This is a genomic window from Actinoplanes awajinensis subsp. mycoplanecinus, from assembly GCF_001509495.1.
Lineage (GTDB): Bacteria > Actinomycetota > Actinomycetes > Mycobacteriales > Micromonosporaceae > Actinoplanes > Actinoplanes palleronii.
Window position 1 is genome coordinate 41,640 of sequence record NZ_LLZH01000290.1, and the last position, 22,384, is coordinate 64,023.

Genomic DNA, 22,384 nt, shown 5'->3' on the forward strand with positions numbered 1-22,384 from the left:
GCTGAGCGGGCCGCCTTTTTCGTACGCCGAGGGTCAGATCATCGCGCGGAACTGATTTGCCGAGTCCATCGCGGCGCGGGTCAGCTGGGTCGCCTCGTCCAGCCGGGTGCGGGCCTGCTCCAGCTGGGAGATGGCCGCCACGGTGCTCGGGTGGAACGACCCGACAGCGGTCATCCGCAGCAGCGCCAGCGACTGGTCCAGCTGGTCGGCGACCACCTGGATGCCGGTGATCGCGCGGCCGGCGCCGTCCACCGACGCGGCCAGGTTCACCTTTACCTCTTCGACGTTCGCCACGGTCTACCCCTCGCAGTCTTTGTCCGGATCGGATCAGGCGGGTTCAGCTGAACAGGGACTGCAGGCCGAGACCCATACACGTCAGCAGCACCGGGGTCAGGCAGGCGACGATGCCCACCACCGGCGTGCGATCCGGCGAGGCCCCGCCCTTCTCGGCGTCGGGGCCCCACACGAAGCCGATGGTGGCCCACCCCAGCCCGAAGGCCAGCAGCGGCATGCTGAGCCCGCACAGGAGCGTGTAGGTGGGCAGGGAGCCACTCGGTGCCACCAGGTAGAGCACGATCTGCACGAACAGCACGGCCGCGGCGAACGGGCCGTACACCAGAAGGTTGCGCGCCCATGGGCGGCCCGGACCGGCCGGCACCGGACCGATGAACGCGTGATCCGCGGCGTCCGCTGTGGTCCGGGCCTGTCGCAGCGCGGCCAGGACGGCCTCCGGTCCGCCGGTCACCGCGGCCAGCGCCGCTGCCCGCTCACCCTCATAGGGCGTCAGATCCAATTCTGGTACGCCGAAGTCGCGCACCAGCCGGGCGCGCTGCGGTGCGAGCCGCGCTCGTACCGAAGAAAGTTCTTGCCGGGCCGCGTCGATCGTCGCGGCCTGCTCCCCGGCCACCGAACTCGCCGCGCGTCGCACCGCGTCGAGTTCCCGTGCGGCGGCCAGATAGGCGGCCCAGGGCCCGGCCTCCGGCGAGACGACCTGGGCGGGCGGACCGGCCTGGCCCGAGCCCTGGCCCGAGCCCTGGCCCTGGGCCGAGCCCTGGCCCTGGGCCGAGCTCGGTTGGTAGGGCACCCGGCCGTGTTCGGTCTGCTCGGTCATGGGTGGTCGCTCTCCGGGTGGACGAAGGGGACCACGGTGACCGTGCGGTCGGTGTGGCGGTCGTGCAGCAGCGCGCGGTTCGGCCGGGGCTGCCAGTCGACCGAGCGGCTCAGCATCAGCGTCACGTCGGACTGCGGCACGTTCAGGAAGAGCAGGCCGGCCACGTCCTCGCGGCCCATGCTGCCGCCGGTCTCCTCGCCGAACCGGCGCACCCCGCGCCACCAGGACAGCAGGTGCGCGCCCCGGCTCGGCCCCTCCCGCAGCAGCTGCCGCAGGCCGCTCAGGCCACCCGGCGGTGCGGCGTCCATCCCGAACACCACCCGGTAACCCGGCTGGTCCGAGACGAGCTCGGCGGCCAGCCCGGCGGCGTCCACCACGACCACTTCCTGGCGGTGCGAGATCTCCGCGGCCAGGGCCTCGGCCAGCGCGTCACCCTCGGCGACCAGGGAGGCGATCACGAAGCGGGTGGTCCGCGGGGAATGACAGGCGGCCACACTGCGTGCCGCGGCGTCCAGCACCTCGGCGCCGGCCGCCTGGGACCCCAGGATCGCCAGGTGCCGGCCCGGCGACGAGTCCAGGGGGAACGCCGCGGTCGACAGGCTCACGTCGATCATGCGGCCGACCAGGGCGGTCGGCCGGGACGCCCGACCGGCCAGCGCGGCACGATAGGTGGGGTCGTCGGCCAGGTGCTGCTGGGCGTACCCCGCGAAGATCCGCGGCGGGACGGCCTCCGGGTCGCGGGCGCCCCAGAGCTTGTGCCGCAGGTCGCTGAGCAGTCGCTGGTCGGCGTGCGGGTCGGGGAAGCGGACCACCCGTTCGTGGCCGCGGGTGGCGCCACGGGGGCCGCCCAGACCGCCGGCGGTGTTCACCACGGCACTGCCCAGCGGCAGGCCGGCCGCCGAGTCGTTTGTCGGCTCCAGCACGTCGCCGCCGCCGGGCAGCGCGATCCGTACCGGGAACTGGCCGAAGATGGAATCACGCTTGGCGTAGAGCGCCTCGACACCGAGCACGGTCTGGCTGGCCAGCACCAGGTGTATGCCGTACGACCGGCCCTTGCGGGCCAGCGACTCGAGCAGGCTCACCGCCTCGGCGGCCGTCGGGTCGTTGCCGGCCAGCAGCACCTGGAACTCGTCGATCACGCACAGCACCCGGGGCAGTGGACGCCCCCGGCCCTCCTCGGCCGCCACCACGCGCAGGTCGGCGAAGCGGGCGACACCGGCCCGCTTGTACGCCATCGACCGGCGGCCCATCTCGGCGTCCAGCTCGCGGAGGACGGCTAGGCCGTACTCCCGGTCGGACTCGACACCGACCGCGCGGGCGTGCGGCAGCCAGGTGCGGTCGCGCTGGGTCGGCACGAACTCGGCGAAGGAGACGCCCTCCTTGAAGTCGAGCAGGTAGAGGGCCAGCTCGTCGGGGGAGTAGCGGGTGCCCAGGCCGTACAAAACGTTGATCAGGAAGGCGGTCTTGCCGGCGCCGGACCGGCCGCCGACCATCCAGTGCGGGGTCAGGTCGTTGAACCGCAGCACCAGCGGCACGTCACCGTGATGCCCGACCACCGTCTCCACCCCGCCGGCCGCGTCCGCCGACCACAGCTCCTCGGCCGGCTCCGGCAGCAGGTCGGAGAGGGTCACCCGGGACGCCGCCGCGGTGTGCGCGGCCAGCTCGTGGCAGACCGCGTCGATCAGGTGCCGCGGCGGCTCCTCGTCGAGGAAGACCGGTGCGTTGAGCCACGGCGCGTCCGGCGTCGACCCGAACGAGCCACCGGGCGGGTCGCCGACCACCGCGAACGGGTTGCGCACCGAGACCGACGTGGTGCGCGGCAGCGGGGCCTGGGTAGTTTCCGCGGTCAGCGGCGGAGGCGGCCAGCCGGCCACGATCAGGTGCAGCCCGGAATCCGGACCCTGCTGGGCCAGCGCGGCGATCCGGCGCAGCTCCTCGCCCTCGGTCAGCTCGGGCAGGCTGGCGATCACCACGAGCAGCATCCGGTCCCGCCGGATCCGGCGCGAGGTGCTGCCGCCACTGCGAGCCGGGCGCAGCCACTTCTCCGCCTCGGTGAGCACGTCCCGCAGCCCCTGCCGGTCGATCGCCGGCGGCGACATCAGGCCGGCGTCGAACAGCTCCTCGAACGGCTGGAAGACCGAGCCGCCACCGACGCCGTCCACCGCGCGCACCAGCAGCGACCCGGCCGGCGCGGCCGCGAACAGGCGCAGCAGGATCGCCCGGAGCAGGCCGAACACCCGCGGGTCGGTGGCGCTGGCGTCGACCGTGAGATGACCGGTCCCGAGCAGCGGCACGATGGCCGGGAAGCGGACGTCGTCGAGCGGCTGCGCCACCCCGATCCGGACGAACTGCGGCGACTGCCCGCCACCGAGCGGCGCCTGCGGGGTCAGCGCCTCCAAGGGCGCCCCTAGCCACCCCGGCGCGAGTTGGGCAGCGGCCACCCTCAGGTGTTCCGCAAGCCGATGCTGTTCACGCGGGTCAGCGACGCTTGGTGCGTACGCTTCCAGCGCGCCCGAGGCCGCGTCCGCTGTCGCCACCGCCTGCCGGTGCAAAGCAGCGGCCTGCCGGACCCGCAGAGCCGAATCCGCCACTGCCGTCACCTCCTGTCGCGCGCATAAAACCTATCCCAGACCTGCGGTGGTCCACGCAATGCGGTCCCGGTGCGGTCGCGAGGCCCGCGCGGGGGCCGGTCCCGGGGTATGTCCTATCAGGAGATGTCCGGAGTGTCGCCCTTCGGTGCGGGCGCGGGCGGGTGAGTGCGATTGGGCACTCGCCCTGTCGTGAAGGGAGCGCGAGGACGAATTAGTGTCGTAGGTATGCAGCCGCGTGAGCCGGAGACCGGAGTGGGCCCCACACCCCCGGCGGTCCCGCCGGTCCCGAGCCCGGTGGGCGGGGTGAAGGCGCCTCGGGGCCGGAGGGGGCGGCTGCGGAGCCGGAAGGCGCGGTTGTGGGTGGCGCTGGGGGCGGGGGTGATGGCCTTGTTGTGCCTGGGCGGCGTGGGCGTAATCGTCGCCGTCTACGACAACGCCACCGAGGTGAAGCGGTCGGACCCGAGCGCCGTTTTGGTTAGTTTTTTGGGCGCTTATCTTGCCGATCGTGACGACAAAGAGTCAACGCTGTTCACCTGCAAGGAAAACAGCGACCTAAGTCGTCTGAGTTCTTTCCGGGACGAGATCAAAAAGACTGAGGGTAAGTACTCGGTTGGAATTATGGTGAACTGGAAGAACCTGACTGTCCAGACTTCGGGAACCCGCGCCACCGCCACGGCAGACATCATAAGAACTATTTCCGGTGGAGCGGAAGAAACCTTTGATCCCTGGAAGTTCGAAATGATCGATGATGACGGATGGCGAGTTTGCTCTGCCAGTCCGATCCTATAATCTATTCGACCCAGAGAAGATTCGCAGGAACCTCGAGGGTCTGCGGAAGCCGGCCGTTCCATGACCAGCGGTACCACTCGAGTTCGGTAGCCACTCTCGCGCATACTTCACCGCTTTCGCTGGAGTACAGCTCAGTGGTAGCTCGAAGGTCGCGCTGTTCACCGCCGTCATCCAGGAGTCTGGCTATGCGGCGTCCGGTCAACGAAGAGGCTTGCTCTGCTGGTATCGGCGAACGCCGAGGTGGCTCGTCGAGTGAGACAAGTTGAGGTTTTGCCTGCGAGGTGACCCCCGGCAAGCCGGCGACGCCCAAGTCCTCCACCCACACCCGGTCGATCGGAATGAGTGCGGCGAACACTTCAGTCTGCTCGGCTTCGGCCCGGTACCATTCTGATTCCGGCATGACCGGAATGTACGTTCGACTGCCCTGGACGACCTTTTCGTCGGCGCGAAGATCGCCGCGCCAACCAAGGCCGGGAAGTCCGATGAGAACTCGGCGGCCACGTAGTTGGCCGCTCATTGTGGCCGGAACCGGAGCTATCGGCCTCGGTGGCTCGAGCCCCCAGTGTGCCTGGTCGAGAAAAGGGTCCGGGAATGAATCGTCCATCATCCTGCGTTGCCAAGAGCCGCGCCATGCTGCTGCATGAACGGAACGGGGTTGATGGCGCCTGAGCTCGATCGGTCATTGTTCATGTGAACCTCGAAGTGCAGGTGCGGGCCAGAGGAGTTTCCACTGGTGCCGACCCGGCCGATGACTTCACCAGCGGTCACTTTTTGGTTCTTCTGGACGAAGGGCTTCTGCACCATGTGACAGTAACGGGTCATCACGTTACCGGCGTGCTGGATCTCGACCATCCAGCCGCATCCGCCCTTGCCCGGATATCCGTCGACATTGCAGGTCTTCCTGCCCCGGAAGTCCTCGTCGCACTTGACCATCGAAACGATGCCGCTCGCCGCCGCGGTGATCGGCGTGTACCGACTGGCGATCAGGTCAACACCTTGATGGTTGGGTCGTTCCGGCGACCTGAAGGCGGAACCGACCTCCGCGTGCACCGGGTCCGTCCAACCCGAGGCGGCGATCTGCCCGGATACCGCGCAGGTCATCGAGGTCGAGCTGCCCACCGCGTTCGCCGCGCCGTGCGCCAACATGTTCACCAGCTGGGTGGCGACCGGCTCATGCTTGGCATACGCGTCCGGATACGCGCTGATCTGCACGGACTGCGCTGCGCGGGTGAGTGACTTCCCCTGCCAGCCCCGAACCTTCTTGAGCTTTTCGTAGAACTTCGTGGCGGCGTACTCCGGATTCCGCACCTGTGTCGGCGTTCCCCAGCCGGAACTGGGCCGCTGCTGGAACAGGCCGAGTGAGTCATGGTCGTTCCGGGAACCCAGGTTACCGAGATTGACCAGCCGGGACTCCTGCATCGCGGTGGCCACGGCGATCACCCAGGCACGCGGCGGCATCTTCAACTTCGCGCCGACGTTGATGATGATGGAGGCGTTGCGGACCTGATCGGCGCCGTATTGCTTGATGGTGGGCAGCTTGGCGTTCGCATCGATCGGGCCGGCCTCGCCGCAGCCGAACGCCGCCGCGTTCATGTTTGCCTGTTCGTCGTCCTTGTCGAGCCCGCCGAACAGAATCAGCGTGACGCTGCCGGCGCAGCAGAGCACGGCCAGCGTCGTCACCAGTGCGATGAGGAGAATGGCCTTGCGCGGCCGCCGTAGGCTCACGCGGCTTCCCAGTCGATGCCGTCGACCAGCCAGTGGCCGTCCGGGGCGACCAGGCGGAGGCTGAGCTTGCCGGAATCCATCGTGATCACCGCGTTGACCATGCTGTCGTTGACCGCGTCGACGACCGGGCGGCCGATCACCCGGCTTGCCGGGACGCCGGCCGGGTCCACGCCGCGGAGTTCTTCCGCGAGGTCGGTGGTGGCGTTCGGTAGGAGGCGATCCACCCACTTCTTCGAGGTGACACCGGTGTGGCTGACCCACGCGGAGGCGAACGCGTAGGCGACGGCGTCCGGCTGAGCCCGCCCGGGAACGGTCTTCGGCGTAGGCGGCGGCTCCGACGAGACGACACTGTCGTCATCTGACGGGTTGATGCTGATCGCCGGGGCGGGTGAACCCAGGCCCACCGTGGGCGAACCTGACTTCCCGTCCGAGAAGAGCCGGCCGACACCGACGACGGCCAGCACGATCACGGCCAGCACGAGGGCGACGCCCCACCGGCTGCGGAAGACGGCATTGAGAGCGCGTGCGATCACCCCAGACATGTGGTCACCTCGCCTCGGAGCGCACCCGCGGAGTTGCCGGTTCCTGGGTGGTGGAACCCGTCTCCGGCCGATAGATCGCATACGACGCTGGGCGTTCTGCCACGTCCGGTTCGGTCCACTCGGCGTTGCGCCGGGTACGACTCGGTGTCGGCCGTCCTGCGTCGGTCGACTCGGCGACAGGGGTGGTCTCCCGGACCGTCTCCTTGCCGTCCGGCCGTGCTGGCAGCGCGCGCCTCGAACCGTCGTTCGCCGTGGTAACGGTCGTCTCGTTGCGGGACGCCGCGGCGTGAGCGGGATCTTCAAGCCGGGCTTCAGGACGCAGGTTTCGCTGCTCGGCGAAGACCACACGCCCGTCCTTCCCGATCATCGGACGGGTGTCGCCACCCTCGGCGACGTCGAGCTTGGCTGCCTCCCGCATATCTCGGAAGAAGCGGCGATGCCACGAACCTCCGGATGCGATCGTGGCAGCGCCGTCCTTGCCACCGAGCTGTGTGATCCGGCGATAGGGACGTAGTAGCAGCCATCCGACCACGCCACAGAGCCAGACCAGCACAACCTGCAGCCAACCGGCGAGGCTGGCGGTGTTCATGATCAGGTCGACGGCAAAGAGGTAGATCGCGGCACCAGTGCCGAAGATGGCGATGTTGAAGATTGCTGCCACGACAGCATTTCCGAGGCGCCGGATGCCTGCGCTGGCGGGCCGGAGGAGTCCGACCGTTCCTAAGATTGGGACCGCAATTACTGCCCATCGGAAGATGAGGAAACCGAGAAGCACAAGAATCGAAGCGGTCAGATCAAACATCGCGAACATCAGCGCAGCAAGGGCGGCGATGAAACCCGATCCAATTCGTTCCATGCCATTCGTGCCTTGCAGGTATGAATAAGCTTCAGGGTCTTCTGTCTCGATCTGTGCTGCAAGGATCTTCCACTGATCCTTCTTGCGCTCCAGCGTGGCAGTTCGAATCGCCGGATTCTTTCGGATTTCTTCGGCTTCGTCCCAGCGCAAAGAGTATGCATCGTAGAGTGCGAGACCGTATTTTTGAGCGGTTTGGCTATCCGCCGATCCGAGGACCCCGCGCAGCCAGTTGCGGTAGAGCGTCGTTTCGGTTGCCGTGTCGCTCGCTCGGACCGCAGGCGGCCGCTTTTCCGTGCATGCGTCGGGTTTTCCGAGCTTGCATTCGCTCGGATCGGTGCTTTGGGCGGGAGGTCCAATAGCGTCGTGAATTACGCTAAGCGACGTTACAAGGCTTTGGTCGGCCAGGTTCGCTGATCGGACCGGCCAGGCCGCAATAGCCGTTACTCCGACCATGACTAGGATTGCCCAGCCAGCGGTTGTTGTGGCCGCTCCCATGTCGGCTTGCCGGGAACGCCACATCAGGTAGATGCCAACGATTGCAAGCGTGATCACGCCGAATACGGTGAATACTTTTTGATAAACCGCCGTGGTTGCCTGCTCGACGAGTGTGTCGGCCCATCCCCACAGCGACTGGGGATCCCAGGCCCGTTCGCGAAGTGCGTTCGAGGCTCCGATGACGGCAGTCGCCACCATGAATTCGCCATTCGCGATGGTTGACTCGACTCGGGAATCGGCTTCGGTGATCGGTGCCGCGCATCCGGCTTCTTGGTCGTAGTTCGGAAAACTGTAGCCAGCATATCCGTAAAGCGTGTACATGCCCTTGGGGCCAGGCTCGTTTGAGGCCTGTGGCCTCTCGGCAAACCAGCCTGCGAGGCCAGAGTCGGGGGTAGTTGCGGTTGGAGCGCTCTGGCAGGAGGCTTTCTCGCCGACGCTCTCCTTGAGCCGGCTGACGCACTGGCGGAAATCGCCCTGCCACTCTTCAATGCTGCAAGCGCCGCCCGGCGCCTTGCCCGGCGCGGCATAGGCGCTCGATGGGGCGGCGACCGCCCAAGCGATCGACGCCACCACCATCACAACCAAAGCCGAAAATAGCGCCAACCCCCGCCGCACCATCTCAAACCTCCAGGTCGGATGGGAGCGGCACCACCGTCGGCTGCGCCGCTCCAGGCGTCGTATCCAGGTGCTCCAACAACCCGTCGACATACGAGACGTCGACGCGAACCTTCTGGACCCGACCGTCCACGTCCCGCATCACGAACTCGCGGAAGCCCAGCCGGTGCTGGGACGACGTGTCGACCTGGGACAGCGACGCGAGGGTCGCTTCGTACCCGTCGTGTACCGGGACCCGCAGCAACCGCAACGCTTCGGAAGCGATCTCCTGGTCTTCGGCGATCCGGCCGACGAAGACGGTGGAGACCAGGTTCTGCACGTCGAGGCCGAGGATGTCGCGCGGGTTCTGCGAGGCCACCATCGCGGCCAGGTTCCACTTCCGGGAGTCGCGGGCGAGCCGGACCAGGAACGACCGGCCGGACCGCCAGCCCTCCATGAAGTGCGCCTCGTCGAGGCCGACCATCTTGCGGGACGACATCGAGCCGCCGTAGCAGCGCCGGACGGCGAGCCGGTGCGCGGTGTGCAGCATCGGCAGTGCCAGCGACTCCTCGGCCGACCAGTACTCCCGCTCGATCTTCAGGTCGGGTAGTCGCAGACCGGCCATGGTGATGACGGTGAGCGCGGCGTCCGCACCGAGCAGGTGTGCCGGCGGCCGGCCGAAGAAGAGCAGCGCGAGCGGCATCTCCGCGGTGTCCAGCAGCAGGTTGGCCAGCTCGCGGCCCTCGTCGTTGTCCAGCTGCTGCAGGGTGGTGACCACGTCGTCGAGGGTGGACGTCTCCTCGGCCGGGACCTGGCGTACCGCGTGCCGCAGCAGCGTCGCGGTGGACGCCTCCTTGGCGACCTGCGGCGGCACCAGCATCGAGCAGATGTCCTGGACCAGCATGCGGCGTTCGGCCCGCGCGTTGGAGACCGCGATCTCGTACTCCCGGTCGCCGGGGGCGCCGGTGGAGAACTCGGAGCGGACCGGGGTCGGGATCAGCGCGTACGGAGCGAGCGTCCCCTGCTCGGAACCGGTCAGGTTGATCACCCGGCTGTACGGCTTGAGCTCCGGCATCGAGCACAGCCGGGCGAGCGGCCCGGACGGGTCGAGCAGGGTCACCTGCACGCCGCGGCGGGCGTTGAGATAGCCGAGCGCGCCCATCAGCGTGGACTTGCCACCACCGGGTTCGGCCACGAAGACGCCGAGCCCGGAGCGTTCCCGCACCTCCATCGGGAAGTGCAGGTCGAGGAAGACCGGCCGGCGGCAGGTGCCCGCGGTACGCCCGATCAGGTCGCCACGCCGGTCACCGACCGTGGAAGCGGCCTGCGGGAGTGCCGCCGCGAGCAGCTTGACCGGCATCCGCCGGACGTACCCGGTGTTGGCGATCGGCTCGCCCGGGATGAACTCGCGGGCCAGCTGGTCCTGGTTCTTCGGGTGCTGCAGCGAGATCCGCAACTCCCGGGAGTACAGCTGGATCAGCCGCCGGGCGCGTTCCAGGCACTCCTCGCGGTTGGCGCCGCTGACCGCGATCCGGTGCCAGCCGTGCGCCCGGGCCGAGTCGGTGGGCAGCCCGGTGGTCATCTCGTCGCCGATCACCAGCGCGCGCTTGGCCAGGCGTTCCAGCTCGGGCGGCGCGTCGATGCCGTGCTCGGCGTAGTCCAGCTGCTGTGAGCGGATCATCCGCAGCCGGTGCTCGAGGTTCTTGAACGAGCTGTTCGAGCCGAGGATGTCGAGCCGGGAGGAGAGCTCCATCGGCCACGGCAGGCGCTCGTGGAAGTGCATCCACGGCTCGTGCTTCTCCGGGATCTCCAGCGGTTCCATCCGGCCGACCGAGAGCACCGCGACGTGGCGTTCCTCGCCGGTCATCCGGTTGACCAGCTTGACCGTGGAGCCGTACGGCGTGCGGTACCGCTCCACCTGCTCGGTCAGCGCGAGCAGGTCGCCGGTCTCCCAGTGGCCGTTGGAGACCGGGGAGAGCAGGCCGGGCGGGGCCATGCCGAGTGCCACCGAGCGGAACAGCAGCCATTCCAGCTCCTGCGGGGTGACCCGCCGGCCGCGCATGCCGAACGCGTTGAGCACCTCGTCGAACTGCTCGACGGTACGACCGAGCTTGCGCCGCTCGTTCTCGGACGTGCCGCGGCCGAAGGCGCGCAGGACCCGCTCGGAGAACGTGTCGCCGAGCGAGCGCCGGGCGAACGTGACACCGAGGTACGTCTGCCCCTCCGCGTGGTTCACCGAGAGCAGGTGCCGTTGCGCCGCGACCAGGTGGTCCGACCAGGACGTCCCGCCGTGCACGTCGGGCAGCGGCTTGGCGGTGAACGAGTCGACGGTGCGGGCCCACTCGTCGGCCGGGAACGGCCGGGTGGTGCGCCGCAGGTGCAGCCGGAACCCGGCCAGACCGGCGTACTGCTCGGAGATCGCGCTGAGCAGCGCCTCACGTTCCGCGTCGGGGCGGAACGCCCAGCGGACCTCGGGCAGGTAGTACCAGGCCGTGACGGTGCTCTGGGTGAACGTGAGGTGCCCGGCGATCTCGCTGATCGCCAGCTCGATCGAGGGGTCGCGGTCGTTGAACTTGAGCTTCTGCGGGCGCAGCGGCACCGGCTTCTGGGCTTTCGGCTCCCGGCCGCGGGACGGGTCCCGGCGGGCCGGCGCCTTCTCCTTGCGCCGGGCGGGTGCCTTCTCCGGGACCGGCACCGGCAGGGCGGCCGCGACGGGCTCGGGAGCCGGCGGCAACTCGGCGGGAGCGGCGACACTCTGCCAAAGGGCCGGGGCCGGCGCCGGGGTGGGAGCGGGCTGCGCGGCTTTCGGCGGCCACTCGTCGTACTCGGACCAGTCGTCGGCGTCCGGGTCGTCGGGCACCGCGGCGGGTTCCGGGAAATAGTCCGGCTCCGGGCCGGCCGGGGCCCGGGTGAACGGCGCGCCCTGCCAGCCGTCGGCGGCGGGCGGCTCGGCGACCGGCGGCTCCGCGATCGGGGCGGCCGGCAGCGGCACCGCACGGGATCCGTTCGATCCGCCGGATCCGTTGGCACGGCGGCCGTTGGTCTCCTCCGGGTTTGCCGGAAGATCACTCGGACGGGTGGCCGGGATCGGCCGGGCGGGCGTGCTGGTGCCGCCGAAGAGATCGAGGAACGGCGAGTCGATGTCCAAGGTGGTGTCGACCGGGGCGCCGTGCGAACGGACCGCGTTCGGTGCCTGGAACACTCCCACGCCACCGTGACCGGGGGCGGTGACCAGCTCCTCGACCTCGTCGAGGGAGTCCGGCGAGGAGTAGTTGTCCGAGCGCACACCGTTACTCTGCCTGCCCGGCGACGACTCACCTCCGCGGGGATGCCCCTGCGACGGATTCCCGCTGGTCATACCAACTCCTCCCGAACCCGAATGCGCGTAGCGACAAGCCTCGGGTCGCGTCGCTCGATGGCGGGCTCGCGGGTGCGGCGCCAGTCGGTGAGCGCGGTGCGGATGACCATCCGGGCCGGCCGGTCCGGATCGACATGCCGGAACACGTACGACGTCGTCACCATGGCCAGGGCGATCTCCCAGGCCGGGAACGGGTCGAATTCGAGCGTGAGGAAGTAGTGAATGACCATGAAGAGCGGCACCAGCACCACGAACATGCCGTACTGCGCGTACGGCAGGTGGACGGGCAGCGTGTACCCGGGCGGGCCGAGATAGACCAGGCGGGCCCGGTAGATGTCGTCGTCGGTCCGGAGCCGCATCTCAGTTGAAAATCAACTTGATCAGGTAGTCACCGAGGAAGAAGAGCGTCGCGGCGCCGGCTATGAAGGCCAGGCCCACGATGGCGATCGCCGAGCTGGTGAGCACCTTGGAGATCTCACCGCGGCTGGCGCGGCCGATGAAGATGACCCCCAGCACGGCCAGCAGGATCGGCGCGACGTTGCTCGCGAAGAAAGTGACGATGCCTGAGGTGTTGATGCCCTTGGGGTCGGCGGCGGCGGCGAGCACAGTGCTCTGGAACGCCGTCGTGACCTGTCCGGCGAGCTCGGTGGCGATCATCGGTAAACCTCCCCGTGTCCGGTATGGGGGGTACGGACACGCTGCAGTGGTGAAGCCGTTCGGCAACGCCCATATCGTGCTGCCTGTAGCTCACCACGTCGAGTGAGCCGTTCGGGCATTGCCATGCTCGTCTGCTCTCTTCGGTCACTTCATGATGCCCAAGACCGAAGAGTACGGCTCGTACTTGCGAGCAACAAGCGTCCGTTTCGTTACTCAAGGTGAAGGAGTGGTTGAATCTGAGTCATCACGTATCGTACACCTGTTCGAACGACCCTTGCCCCGTACTCTCTACGGGTGCCGACTCCGCCGACAGAAGCGCAGGTCACCAGCGCTGAGCTGCTGCACCGGGATCACCCGGTCGTGATGGGCGTCCTGAACGTCACCCCGGACTCCTTCTCCGACGGCGGGCGGTACGCCGACCTGGGCGCCGCCGTCGAACATGGCATTTCTTTGATGCACCAGGGCGCAAACATCGTCGATGTCGGTGGCGAGTCCACCCGCCCCGGCGCCGAGCGCGTGGACGCGGCGACCGAGGCGGCCCGGGTCGTGCCGGTGATCGAACAGCTCGCCGCCGCGGGCGTCCCGCTGAGCATCGACACCACGCGAGCCGCGGTCGCCGAGGCCGCCCTCGCGGCCGGCGCCATGGCGATCAACGACGTCTCCGGCGGTCTGGCCGATCCGGGCATGGCCGCGGTCGCCGCGGCGGCCGGCTGCCCGTGGATCCTGATGCACTGGCGCGGGCACTCCCGCGACATGCAGCAGCTCGCCAGCTACCGGGACGTGGTCACCGAGGTGCGCGACGAACTGCGGGCCCGGGCCGACGCCGCGATCGCGGCAGGTGTCGATCCCGGTCAGATCGTTCTCGACCCGGGGCTCGGGTTCGCGAAGAACGCGGAACACAACTGGGCACTCAGCGCCCGCCTGGACGTCCTCGTCGACCTCGGTTTCCCGGTGCTCTTCGCGGCCAGCCGCAAGACCTACCTGGGCCGGCTCCTCGCTGGTCCGGACGGCACGCCGCGCCCGGTCGACGGCCGCGAGGCGGCCACTCTCGCCACCTCACTGCTGGCCGCCGCCGCCGGCGCCTGGGGCGTCCGGGTCCATGAGGTCCGCGAGACCGTCGACGCACTGGCCGTCTGGCGCGCCACCGGATCGCCGCGACTCATGACAAACCAGATTTCGTACGGCGGGGAGCCGAGCTGACGTGCCACCTGGAGCGAGGGAGAGACCGTTGACCGGACGGATCACGCTGACCGGCCTGCGCGCCCGCGGCCACCACGGCGTGTACGACTTCGAGCGCGAGCAGGGCCAGGACTTCGTCGTGGACGTACACCTGGATCTTGATCTTGAACGTGCCGCGGTGACCGACGACGTGGCGGACACCGTGCACTACGGCGAATTGGCCTCCGCGCTGGTCGGGGTGCTCACCGGTGAGCCGGTCAACCTGCTGGAGCGGCTCGCCGACCGGTTGCTCGACGTCTGCCTGGCCGACCCGCGGGTGGTCGCCGCCGAGGTCACCGTGCACAAGCCGCAGGCGCCGATCCCGCACGAGTTCGCCGACGTCGCGGTGACCCTGCGCCGTGAGCGCGCCCGGTGACCCGCGCCGTGCTGTCGCTGGGCAGCAACCTCGGTGACCGGCTGGAGCACCTGCGCGCGGCGGTGGCCCTGCTCGGCGGGAGCGTCCGGCAGGTGTCCGGGGTGTACGAGACGCCGCCGTGGGGCGACACCGGGCAGCCGCCGTACCTCAATGCCGTGCTCCTCGCCGAGGACGCGGCCGCGACCTCGCGCGACTGGCTTGCCCGCGCCCGCGCGTGCGAGGCGGCCGAGGGTCGCGAGCGGGACCCGGAACGCCGGTACGGCCCGCGCACCCTCGACGTCGACGTGCTGGCCGTGTGTGACGCCGAAGGCCGGGCGGTGACCAGCGACGACCCCGAGCTGACCCTGCCGCATCCGCGCGCCCACCTGCGCGCCTTCGTGCTGCGCCCGTGGCTGGACCTGCAGCCCGGCGGCGAGCTGCCGGGACACGGCCGGATCGCCGATCTGCTGACTGTGCCGGAACTCGCCGCCGACGTCGCCGCAGTGACGCCGCGTCCGGATCTGTCGCTAGAGTCGACTACGTGAGCGCCAATCCCGACGGTTCCCCGAGCGGGCGCCGGACCGACCCGTCACTGCAGCCGACGAGCGTCTCGGCTCTGGTGGTCGCCGCACTGGTCGGCGCGGCCCTCGGCTGGCTGCTGCTCGGATACAACCAGGTGTTCTACCGGCTCACCCCGCTGCCGTGGACGGCCGCGATCGTGCTGTTCGGGCTCGCCTTCGCCGAGGCCTATCTGGCGCACAACACCGGCGCCCGGATCCAGCGCAAACCCGGCGCACCGCGCGTCGAGCCGCTGGTGGTGGCGCGGTATGTCGCACTCGCCAAGGCATCCTCGCTGGTCGGCTCGCTCACCGGTGGCTTCGCCGCGGGCGTGCTCGCCTGGCTGGCGCTGGAGCCCACCGACGCCGCCCAGTCGGACGTGCCGACCGTGGGCACCACGCTGTTCGCGGCCGCGGCGCTGGTCGGCGCCGCGCTCTGGCTGGAGCGCACCTGCCGGGTGCCGGACCGGCCCGATCGGGAGGACGACGGCTCCGACCGTCCGACCGGTCGCCGCTGACGTGCGGACTCGTCGTCGGCGGGTCTGAACTGAGTCCGCTTCGTATCCGTACTCTGTGCGGCGGGCGGGCTGTCCCGGAGTAGCGTGCGCCTCGAACCGCTCGTGGAGGCGTAAGGAGGCGCGGACCATGGCGTACGACGACACCACGATGCGTCGGCCGGGTGAGAGCACGGCCGAGAACGATCCGGCTGCGTACCGTCGCCGCGTGCAGTTCGAGGACGCCGTGGCGGGTGGGACGCTCGACCAGTCGTTGGCAGCGCCGGTGACCGCGATCCCGGCTGCCGGTCCCGCCGAGGACGACGGCCGCGACCGGCTCGGGGTGCACCTGGGCTGGGAGGTCGTCCTCCTGGTGGTCGCCGGTGTGCTCGGTTTCCTGCTGTGGCGCGAGGACTCCGCCGCCCTGCAGCGGCCGGCGCTGGACGGCCTGCTGGTCGCCGGCGCGGCGATCGGCCTGGTCGCGCTCGGCGCCGGGCTGTCGCTGCGGGCCGGCGTGCCGAACCTGGCGATCGGCCCGATCGTGCTGGCCGCCGAGTTCCAGTTCGCCGAGAACGGCGACAAGGGCATCCTCCAGGCGCTCGTCCCGGCCCTGATCATCGCGGCGGTCGGCGGCCTGATCGTCGGCGCGCTGATCCTGCTGCTGCACGTGCCCGGCTGGGCGGCCACCCTGGCCGCCGCGTTCGGAGTGATCACTTTCGACCAGCTCCGGGTCGACCCGGTCGCGGTGCAGGGCACCTGGGAGCCCACCGACCGCGCGTTCCTGCTCTTCGGCGGCTTCGCGATCCTGGCCGTGCTCGGTGGCGGGCTCGGCGCGATCGGCCCGGTGCGCCGGTTCTTCGGCCGGATGCGCCCGGTCGGCGACCCGGCCGCCCGGCGTGGCTCCGCCGTGGTGCTGCCGGTGCTGCTGGCGCTGATCTTCTCGTCGGTCTTCGCGGCCGGCGCCGGCGTGATCCTGGCCGGCAACACGGCCGACCCGATCCGGCCCGGCACCGGGCTGGAGTGGACCGGTATCGGCCTCGGGCTGGCCCTGCTCGGCGGGACCAGCGCATACGGCCGGCGCGGTGGCATCTTCGGCACGCTCTTCGCGGTCACCGGGCTGACCCTGTTCTTGGACTATCAGACCCGCCGGGAGCTGGACATCTCGCTCTTCGCGATCGCCGGCACGGTGTTCATCGCCGGGCTCGTCGCCACCCGGATCGTCGAGTCGTACGGTCGCCTGGCCGGTGCGGCCGCCGCCGCGGACTGGAACGCCGCGCCGTCCGGCGGCCTCACCACCTGGTCGCCGACCCTGCCGGAAACCTGGAACACGCCGGCCGCCCCGGCCGCGCGCAGCGACCGGTGGGACGACGGACCTTGGGGCGCCACCCGCTGAAAGTATGCTTTCGGACATGACCATGCCCGGCTTCGCCGAACTCGACGCCCTGCCCACCGAAGAGCTGCGGGAGCGCGCTTTCGCCAAGGCCCGCGAGCACCACGACGTGCGCTTCTTCTGGTCGGTGCTGAAGCACCTGCCCGACTCCGACGAGGCCGCGTCCCTGGACGGCGCGCCCAACTCGATCGGACCGACCGTGGACGAGGCCGTCGCGCTCTGGCGTGAATTCGAGGGCCGCGACCTGGGCGCTCAGGAGCCGCTGCTGCGGGCCGCGTTCATCGACTATCTGAGTAAGTAGGGCGTCGCGGGCATCAATCGCCGCCCTCTGGGCATGTAGTGACGCCCATCGTTTGAGAGCGTGGCCCCGCTGGGAATAGCGGGGCCATGGCTCTCGGAAACAGATACAAGACCGCGCCCGGCGCGGGCACCCTCGCCGCGCTCATACTCGTGCTGGTCTTCGGCAGCCCCTGGTACGGGGACTGGGCCGCGGACAACACCAACCCGAACACGGCGGGCGGCTGGTGGCTGCGCCTGCTGCACTGGCCGGCCTGGACGTTCGACACCTCGGAGTCGCTGCGCGACGTGATCGTCGGCGACCTCAAGGCGATTCTGCTCGTCGTGCTGACCCTGCTCTTCCTCTACCTGCTGCCCGGCTCGCAGCTGGCCCGGGCCCGCGGCACGATCAGCCAGTTCTTCGCCGGCTGGGCCGCGTACATCTTCGCGGGCGGGTTCGCCGCCCTGCTCGCCACGCTCTTCCTGACCAACCCGTCGCTGATCAGCGCGTTCAACGCGGCTGGCAGCGGAGCGAGCTACGGCTTGTTCGTCGGCTGGATCGTCGGCCTGGCCACCCTGGGCGGCCGCCGCGGGACCCGATGAGCCGAGCGGGACCGGCCCGGACGGCGCTCTCGCCACCGGCTGACGGCCGCTCGACGGATGTACCGAACGCCGGGTCGGTGTATGCCACCCGGCGTTCGGCCGTTTCGTCCCGGGCGCACTCTCGGTAACATCAGCGCCCATGCCGGAACGCGACTCTCAAGCGGGACACAGTGCACGCCTGCTCCGCGGCCTGGTCTGGGCGGGCGTAACTCTCGCCCCGCTGGCCGCGGCCGTGGTGCTGCTCGGTGGGAACTCGAACTCGGCGCGCTTCGCGGTGCTGCTGATCGCGGTCAGCGTCGTGCTGATCGGCGCGTCGGTGCTGATCCGCAGCGATCCGGTGTTGCTTCGGATGGATGTCGAGGATCGCGTCGCGGAAGAGATGGACCGGCTCCGCAAGGAGCTGAAGGCGGAGATATCGACGCCGGCCGGTGGGCCGGATCCGCATCGACCACCCCTGACGCCACGCAAGCCGGGCGGCCGGGCGCAGGTCGGCGCCGCCACGGCGAGTGGTTACGGTCCGCAGTCAAATGGCAGCGCTGAGCATGGAGTCGGCTTCGGCCCGGAGAGCGGCTTCCCACCGGACAACGGCTTCGGCCCGGACGGCGGCTTCGTCGCCGACGGTTTCGGCCCGGAGGGTGGCGCTCAGGACGGTTTTACGCCGGACGACGGCTTCGTCCCGGATGGCGGGCCCAACGGCTTCGCGCCGGCGGGAAGTTTCAGCCCGGGCGGCCGCCCGCCGCAGGGCGCCTTCAACGGCCGGCCCTCCTTCATCGAACAGCCGGGCTACGACGAGCCCGGTTTCGACGATCAGCAGGGCTTCGACCCTCAGCCCGGCTTCGACGAGCCGGCCACCTACGGTCCGGGCTCCAACGGCTACGACGCCGAGCTCGGTTACGGCGACCAGCAGAACGACTACTACGACGAGTACGGCCAGCCCAGCGCGCCCGCTCCGGAACCGGTCCGGGGCAACGGCGGCCGTGCCGTGGTCGCGGGCAGCGCCCGCCCGATGTCCCCCGGTGGTCCGGCGGGACGCGCGTCGGCCGCGGTACCCGCCGGTTCCGCCTCGGTCGGCGGCCCGGCCGCCGGTTCCGCCTCGGTGGGCTCGGCCTCGGTCGGTGCGGTGGTGGCCCCGCCCGGCGGCTCGATGCCACGGCAGCGCGGTGCGGCCTCGGTGCCGATGCCGGCCGCGGGCGCGGCCCGGGCCTCCGTGGCACCCCCGCCGGGCCCCGGCGGCATGCCCGTCGGCCCGGGCGGCAGCGGTATGGGCGGTCCCGGCGGGAACGGCATGCCCGGCCCGGGTGGCATGCCCGGCCCCGGCGGGATGGCCGGCCCGAACGGGATGGCCGGGCCCGGCTCGGCGCGGCCCGGTATGCCCGGCCCCGCCCGTGCCGGAGTCCCCGGCCCGAACGGCCCCGGAATGCCCGGACCCGGTATGCCCGGCCCAGGCGCCCCCGGTGTGATCCCCAGTCAGGTCCGCGGCGTTTACGGCTCCGGCGGCCAGACCGCCATGTCCGGCCCCCCGCGCGCCGCAGCCGCCGTCCGCCCCGGCGGCCCTGGCGGCCCCGGCGGCCCTGGCGGCCCCGGCGGCCCTGGCGGCCCCGGCGGCCCGGGATACGGCCGCCCCGACGGCTACACCGGACCCACCAACCCGAACTCCGGCCCTCCCGGCACCGAATTCGGCTACCAGGACCCCGCTACCGGCGGCTACCAGGACCCGGCCGCAGGTGGCTACCAGGACCCGGCGACCGCTGGTTACCAGGATCCGGCCGCGGGTGGCTACCAGGACCCCTCCACCGGCGGGTACCACGATCCGGCCACCGGCGGATACCACGACCCGGGCACCCCGCCCGGCTACGTCCAGGACAACGCCTACGGCCCGGACAACACCTACGGCCCGGGGAGCAACACCTACGGTCCCGAGGTCGGCCCGGGGAACGGCTACGGCCCCGACAACGGCTACGACCCCGAGGCCGGTTACGGACCCGGCTACGGCCCCGAGGACGGCTACGACCCGGACAGCGGTGGCTTCCCCACCAACCCGGAAGACTCCGCCCAGTACAAGGCTCGCCGCCACCGCCCCTCGGCCAACGACACCAACGTCGGCTCGCTGGCCGATTTCGCCAACATGCCCGGCTACCGAGGTGACCCTCCGGACCAGAAGAACTGGTGACCTGACCGCCCGGCAGCTGGCGAAGCTGCCGGGCCCGGTGACGACCCCGAAGAACCGGGCGCCTACTTGTCGATGTCGCCGACCACGAAGAACATCGACCCGAGGATGGCGATCAGGTCCGGCACCAGGCAGCCGGGGATCAGGGTCGCCAGGGCCTGCACGTTCGCGTAGGACGCGGTCCGCAGTTTCAGCCGCCACGGCGTCTTCTCGCCCCGGGACACCAGGTAGTACCCGTTCACCCCGAGCGGGTTCTCGGTCCACGCATACGTGTGGCCCTCCGGGGCCTTGACCACCTTGGGCAGCCGGACGTTGACCGGGCCGCCGATCCGTTCCACCCGGTCCAGGCACTGGTCGACCAGGTCGAGGGAGACCTGCGTCTGCTCGAGCAGCACCGCGAACCGGCTGTGGCAGTCCCCGGCGGTCCGGGTCACCACGGGCACGTCGAGTTCGTCGTAGGCCAGGTACGGCTCGTCCCGGCGTACGTCAAAATCCAGACCGCTCGCCCGGGCCACCGGACCGGACGCGCCGTAGGCGGCGGCGTCGGCGGCCGACAGGACGCCGACACCGACGGTCCGCGCCATGAAGATGTCATTTTTGTGGATGATCCGGTCCAGGTCCGGCATCCGTTTGCGGACCGCCGCGACCGCCTGCCGGGCCCGCTTCGTCCACCCGGCCGGGACCTCCTCCTTGAGGCCGCCGACCCGGTTGAACATGTAGTGGATCCGGCCGCCGGAGACCTCCTCCATGACCGCCTGCAGCGTCTCCCGTTCCCGGAACGCATAGAACATCGGCGTGATCGCGCCGATCTCCAGGGGGTAGGAACCGAGGAACATCAGGTGGTTCAGCACCCGGTTCAGCTCGGCGAGGGCCATCCGCAGCCAGATCGCCCGCTCGGGCACCTCGATCCCCATCAGCCGCTCGACGGCGAGCACCACGCCGAGCTCGTTGGAGAACGCGGACAGCCAGTCGTGCCGGTTCGCCAGCATGATGATCTGCCGGTAGTCCCGCACCTCGAACAGCTTCTCCGCCCCGCGGTGCATGTAGCCGACGATCGGATCGCAGTCGACCACCCGCTCGCCGTCAAGGGTCAGCTTCAGCCGGAGCACACCGTGCGTCGATGGATGCTGCGGCCCGATGTTGAGAACCATGTCCGCCGTCTCGAGCCCGGACCCGGTCCCGACCGTCATCTCCCGCAGCGAATCAGTCACCGACGCATCGTCCCACGCCCCCGGCCCGGTCCGTCTCAGCCCGCCGCTCGCGACCGTCCGCCCGAGGCAGGCGTCCGCTCCCGGCAGGCGATCCCCGCACGGTCGCCGTCCGAGATGCCAAGACTCCTTTGGTACGACAATGAGCACACCCACCGCACGCCCCCGGGTCGGCAGGAGCCCGCGCCCCCACGACCGGGAGAGGGCGCCCTAGGCGAGGGGGAGGTCGAGGTTGATCGGGTGCCAGAGCCACCAGTGGTCGCCCAGGCCGGTGGTGGCGGTCAGCTCGGCGGCGGCACCGGCGGTGGAGAGGGCCCGCAAGTAAGCCATCGGGTCGGTGGTGGCCAGGGACAGCGGTGGGCGCGCGCCGCTGATGCCGAGCGCGTCCAGGGCCTCACGCTGGCGGACCAATCGGTAGGGGTGACCGGCCGCCGCCGCGAGCGAGTCGACGGCCACGTGGGCGGTCACGTCGCAGCTGCCGTCCGGGATCGGCGGGACCTGGCGGCCGTCGCGGAACCCGGTCAGCGTGCCGAAGGGCGGGCGCTCGTCACGGCGGTGCCCGTAGTCGATGCAGAGCGCGGCACCCCGCCGCACCCGGTCCACCGCCTCCGACCAGGCGGCATCCCGGCTGGCACCGACCTCGATCCGCCCCGGGGCACGATCGTCTCGGCCCGCACCGGCCGCCTCTCGGGCCGTGCCGAGCTCGCCCTGGGCCGCGCCGATCTCACCCGGCCACCAGCGGCTTGCCCAGAAGAGTTCGGCCGGGTCGGCCGGGCCGCCCAGGGTCTCGGCGCCGGTGTGCCGGTCGACGAGGACCTTTCGCAGCCGGCCCTGCTCGTCGGTCTCGACCACGTCGAGGGGCACGTTGTCCAGCCACTCGGTGGCGAGCAGCAGCCCGGTCACCACCTGCGGCACGTCCGGGCGCCAGCGGATCGCCGGGTTCAACCCGTCCGGCCGGGGTGCCTTCTCGACCGCGACCGGGCGGACCCGGGCGGCCAGCTCGGCGGGGAGCAGCGCGCACAGCGCGGAGAGCAGCTCGCCCCGCCCGGCGCCCACGTCCACCAGGTCGAACGTGGCCGGATGCCCCAGCGCGGCGTCGACCCGCTCGACCACCCGCAGCAACGCACCGGCGAACAGCGGCGACGCGTGCACACTGGTCCGGAAGTGATCAGCGGGACCGGACTGTGGACGCACGAAGAACCCGTCGGTCCCGTAGAGGGCCGACTGCATCGCCAACCGCCATCCGATCCCCGCCATGACGCCAGCCTAAGCGCGACACCGCCCCGCTCCGGGCATCGGCTGGCGCCTACGGCTGTCTCCCGGCCGTCGAGACAGCCGCCAGCGCCAGCCGGGACCCGGCGGCCGGGCAGCCACCGGAACCCGGCTGGGCCTCAGGGG

At 70.5% G+C, this 22,384-nt stretch carries 21 protein-coding genes; 9 read left to right on the forward strand and 12 right to left on the reverse strand.

Annotation, left to right across the window (positions count from 1 at the left end):
• Positions 1 to 33 precede the first annotated feature (33 nt).
• From ADL15_RS32430 to ADL15_RS32440, 3 genes are read right to left on the reverse strand one after another with little or no spacing between them, the layout of a single operon-like run.
• Positions 34 to 294, reverse strand: coding sequence for a hypothetical protein (locus tag ADL15_RS32430; RefSeq protein WP_067699121.1), 261 nt, complete (start codon positions 292 to 294; stop codon positions 34 to 36).
• A gap of 43 nt (positions 295 to 337) precedes the next feature.
• On the reverse strand, positions 338 to 1,111 hold the full coding sequence (locus ADL15_RS32435) for a hypothetical protein (protein ID WP_067699123.1): 774 nt from the start codon (positions 1,109 to 1,111) through the stop codon (positions 338 to 340).
• A complete protein-coding gene (locus tag ADL15_RS32440) occupies positions 1,108 to 3,711 on the reverse strand; it encodes an FtsK/SpoIIIE domain-containing protein (protein WP_083972027.1) in 2,604 nt (867 codons plus the stop codon). The genes ADL15_RS32435 and ADL15_RS32440 overlap by 4 nt, the downstream gene beginning before the upstream one ends.
• A gap of 351 nt (positions 3,712 to 4,062) precedes the next feature.
• Here ADL15_RS32440 and ADL15_RS32445 point away from each other — a divergent pair, with 351 nt between their 5' ends.
• Positions 4,063 to 4,491 (forward strand): hypothetical protein, encoded by a 429-nt coding sequence (locus tag ADL15_RS32445; RefSeq protein ID WP_232344667.1) that lies wholly within the window; start codon positions 4,063 to 4,065, stop codon positions 4,489 to 4,491.
• A 1-nt stretch (position 4,492) separates the two neighbouring features.
• Here ADL15_RS32445 and ADL15_RS51925 read toward each other — a convergent pair whose 3' ends face one another.
• Genes ADL15_RS51925 through ADL15_RS32475 form a run of 7 tightly spaced genes read right to left on the reverse strand, consistent with a single transcriptional unit; the run spans position 4,493 to position 12,718 of the window.
• Positions 4,493 to 5,095, reverse strand: coding sequence for a hypothetical protein (locus ADL15_RS51925; protein ID WP_083972029.1), 603 nt, complete (start codon positions 5,093 to 5,095; stop codon positions 4,493 to 4,495).
• Positions 5,095 to 6,216 carry a M23 family metallopeptidase gene (locus tag ADL15_RS32450; protein ID WP_067699125.1) on the reverse strand — a complete coding sequence of 374 codons (1,122 nt, stop codon included), beginning with the start codon at positions 6,214 to 6,216 and terminating at the stop codon, positions 5,095 to 5,097. The genes ADL15_RS51925 and ADL15_RS32450 overlap by 1 nt, the downstream gene beginning before the upstream one ends.
• On the reverse strand, positions 6,213 to 6,758 hold the full coding sequence (locus ADL15_RS32455) for a hypothetical protein (protein WP_067699127.1): 546 nt from the start codon (positions 6,756 to 6,758) through the stop codon (positions 6,213 to 6,215). The genes ADL15_RS32450 and ADL15_RS32455 overlap by 4 nt, the downstream gene beginning before the upstream one ends.
• Before the next feature lie 4 nt (positions 6,759 to 6,762).
• A complete protein-coding gene (locus tag ADL15_RS32460) occupies positions 6,763 to 8,727 on the reverse strand; it encodes a hypothetical protein (protein WP_067699129.1) in 1,965 nt (654 codons plus the stop codon).
• Between the two features lies 1 nt (position 8,728).
• Positions 8,729 to 12,061, reverse strand: a complete 3,333-nt coding sequence (locus tag ADL15_RS32465) for an ATP-binding protein (protein WP_067699131.1) — start codon at positions 12,059 to 12,061, stop codon at positions 8,729 to 8,731.
• Complete coding sequence (locus ADL15_RS32470) at positions 12,058 to 12,420, reverse strand: hypothetical protein (RefSeq protein WP_067699133.1); 363 nt, start codon at positions 12,418 to 12,420, stop codon at positions 12,058 to 12,060. Before ADL15_RS32470 ends, ADL15_RS32465 begins: the two co-directional genes overlap by 4 nt.
• 1 nt (position 12,421) lies before the next feature.
• The gene (locus tag ADL15_RS32475; protein WP_067699135.1) at positions 12,422 to 12,718 is read right to left on the reverse strand and encodes a hypothetical protein; all 297 of its coding nucleotides are present in this window, start codon (positions 12,716 to 12,718) and stop codon (positions 12,422 to 12,424) included.
• A gap of 363 nt (positions 12,719 to 13,081) precedes the next feature.
• Between ADL15_RS32475 and folP the strand changes: the two genes are divergently transcribed.
• From folP to ADL15_RS53370, 8 genes are all read left to right on the forward strand, one after another.
• Positions 13,082 to 13,918 carry a dihydropteroate synthase gene (gene folP, locus ADL15_RS32480; RefSeq protein WP_157441736.1) on the forward strand — a complete coding sequence of 279 codons (837 nt, stop codon included), beginning with the start codon at positions 13,082 to 13,084 and terminating at the stop codon, positions 13,916 to 13,918.
• A gap of 28 nt (positions 13,919 to 13,946) precedes the next feature.
• Positions 13,947 to 14,312, forward strand: a complete 366-nt coding sequence (gene folB / locus ADL15_RS32485) for a dihydroneopterin aldolase (RefSeq protein ID WP_067699139.1) — start codon at positions 13,947 to 13,949, stop codon at positions 14,310 to 14,312.
• Complete coding sequence (gene folK / locus ADL15_RS32490; RefSeq protein ID WP_067699141.1) at positions 14,309 to 14,836, forward strand: 2-amino-4-hydroxy-6-hydroxymethyldihydropteridine diphosphokinase; 528 nt, start codon at positions 14,309 to 14,311, stop codon at positions 14,834 to 14,836. The genes folB and folK overlap by 4 nt, the downstream gene beginning before the upstream one ends.
• Positions 14,833 to 15,366, forward strand: coding sequence for a DUF3180 domain-containing protein (locus tag ADL15_RS32495; RefSeq protein WP_067699143.1), 534 nt, complete (start codon positions 14,833 to 14,835; stop codon positions 15,364 to 15,366). Before folK ends, ADL15_RS32495 begins: the two co-directional genes overlap by 4 nt.
• A gap of 127 nt (positions 15,367 to 15,493) precedes the next feature.
• Positions 15,494 to 16,735, forward strand: coding sequence for an ABC transporter permease (locus ADL15_RS32500; RefSeq protein WP_067699145.1), 1,242 nt, complete (start codon positions 15,494 to 15,496; stop codon positions 16,733 to 16,735).
• 16 nt (positions 16,736 to 16,751) lie between these two features.
• Positions 16,752 to 17,033: a hypothetical protein gene (locus ADL15_RS32505; protein ID WP_394326963.1), complete on the forward strand. Its 282-nt coding sequence runs from the start codon at positions 16,752 to 16,754 to the stop codon at positions 17,031 to 17,033.
• Between the two features lie 86 nt (positions 17,034 to 17,119).
• The gene (locus ADL15_RS32510) at positions 17,120 to 17,611 is read left to right on the forward strand and encodes a hypothetical protein (protein ID WP_067699149.1); all 492 of its coding nucleotides are present in this window, start codon (positions 17,120 to 17,122) and stop codon (positions 17,609 to 17,611) included.
• 139 nt (positions 17,612 to 17,750) lie between these two features.
• Positions 17,751 to 19,781, forward strand: a complete 2,031-nt coding sequence (locus tag ADL15_RS53370; RefSeq protein ID WP_157441734.1) for a hypothetical protein — start codon at positions 17,751 to 17,753, stop codon at positions 19,779 to 19,781.
• Positions 19,782 to 19,843: 62 nt separating this feature from the next.
• On the opposite strand, the gene ADL15_RS32520 is transcribed toward ADL15_RS53370, so the two are convergent.
• On the reverse strand, positions 19,844 to 20,968 hold the full coding sequence (locus tag ADL15_RS32520) for an NADH-quinone oxidoreductase subunit D (RefSeq protein ID WP_067699182.1): 1,125 nt from the start codon (positions 20,966 to 20,968) through the stop codon (positions 19,844 to 19,846).
• A gap of 228 nt (positions 20,969 to 21,196) precedes the next feature.
• The gene (locus ADL15_RS32525; protein ID WP_067699153.1) at positions 21,197 to 22,243 is read right to left on the reverse strand and encodes an SAM-dependent methyltransferase; all 1,047 of its coding nucleotides are present in this window, start codon (positions 22,241 to 22,243) and stop codon (positions 21,197 to 21,199) included.
• Between the last annotated feature and the right edge of the window lie 141 nt (positions 22,244 to 22,384).

Coding starts and splice junctions, on each gene's coding strand:
- ADL15_RS32435 (WP_067699123.1), bottom strand. CDS start 1,111: ATGACCGAGCAGACCGAACACGGCCGGGTGCCCTACCAACCGAGCTCG.
- ADL15_RS51925 (WP_083972029.1), bottom strand. CDS start 5,095: ATGGACGATTCATTCCCGGACCCTTTTCTCGACCAGGCACACTGGGGG.
- ADL15_RS32455 (WP_067699127.1), bottom strand. CDS start 6,758: ATGTCTGGGGTGATCGCACGCGCTCTCAATGCCGTCTTCCGCAGCCGG.
- ADL15_RS32460 (WP_067699129.1), bottom strand. CDS start 8,727: ATGGTGCGGCGGGGGTTGGCGCTATTTTCGGCTTTGGTTGTGATGGTG.
- ADL15_RS32465 (WP_067699131.1), bottom strand. CDS start 12,061: ATGACCAGCGGGAATCCGTCGCAGGGGCATCCCCGCGGAGGTGAGTCG.
- ADL15_RS32470 (WP_067699133.1), bottom strand. CDS start 12,420: ATGCGGCTCCGGACCGACGACGACATCTACCGGGCCCGCCTGGTCTAT.
- ADL15_RS32475 (WP_067699135.1), bottom strand. CDS start 12,718: ATGATCGCCACCGAGCTCGCCGGACAGGTCACGACGGCGTTCCAGAGC.
- folP (WP_157441736.1), top strand. CDS start 13,082: ATGGGCGTCCTGAACGTCACCCCGGACTCCTTCTCCGACGGCGGGCGG.
- ADL15_RS32500 (WP_067699145.1), top strand. CDS start 15,494: ATGGCGTACGACGACACCACGATGCGTCGGCCGGGTGAGAGCACGGCC.
- ADL15_RS32505 (WP_394326963.1), top strand. CDS start 16,752: ATGACCATGCCCGGCTTCGCCGAACTCGACGCCCTGCCCACCGAAGAG.
- ADL15_RS32510 (WP_067699149.1), top strand. CDS start 17,120: ATGGCTCTCGGAAACAGATACAAGACCGCGCCCGGCGCGGGCACCCTC.
- ADL15_RS53370 (WP_157441734.1), top strand. CDS start 17,751: ATGCCGGAACGCGACTCTCAAGCGGGACACAGTGCACGCCTGCTCCGC.
- ADL15_RS32520 (WP_067699182.1), bottom strand. CDS start 20,968: ATGACGGTCGGGACCGGGTCCGGGCTCGAGACGGCGGACATGGTTCTC.
- ADL15_RS32525 (WP_067699153.1), bottom strand. CDS start 22,243: ATGGCGGGGATCGGATGGCGGTTGGCGATGCAGTCGGCCCTCTACGGG.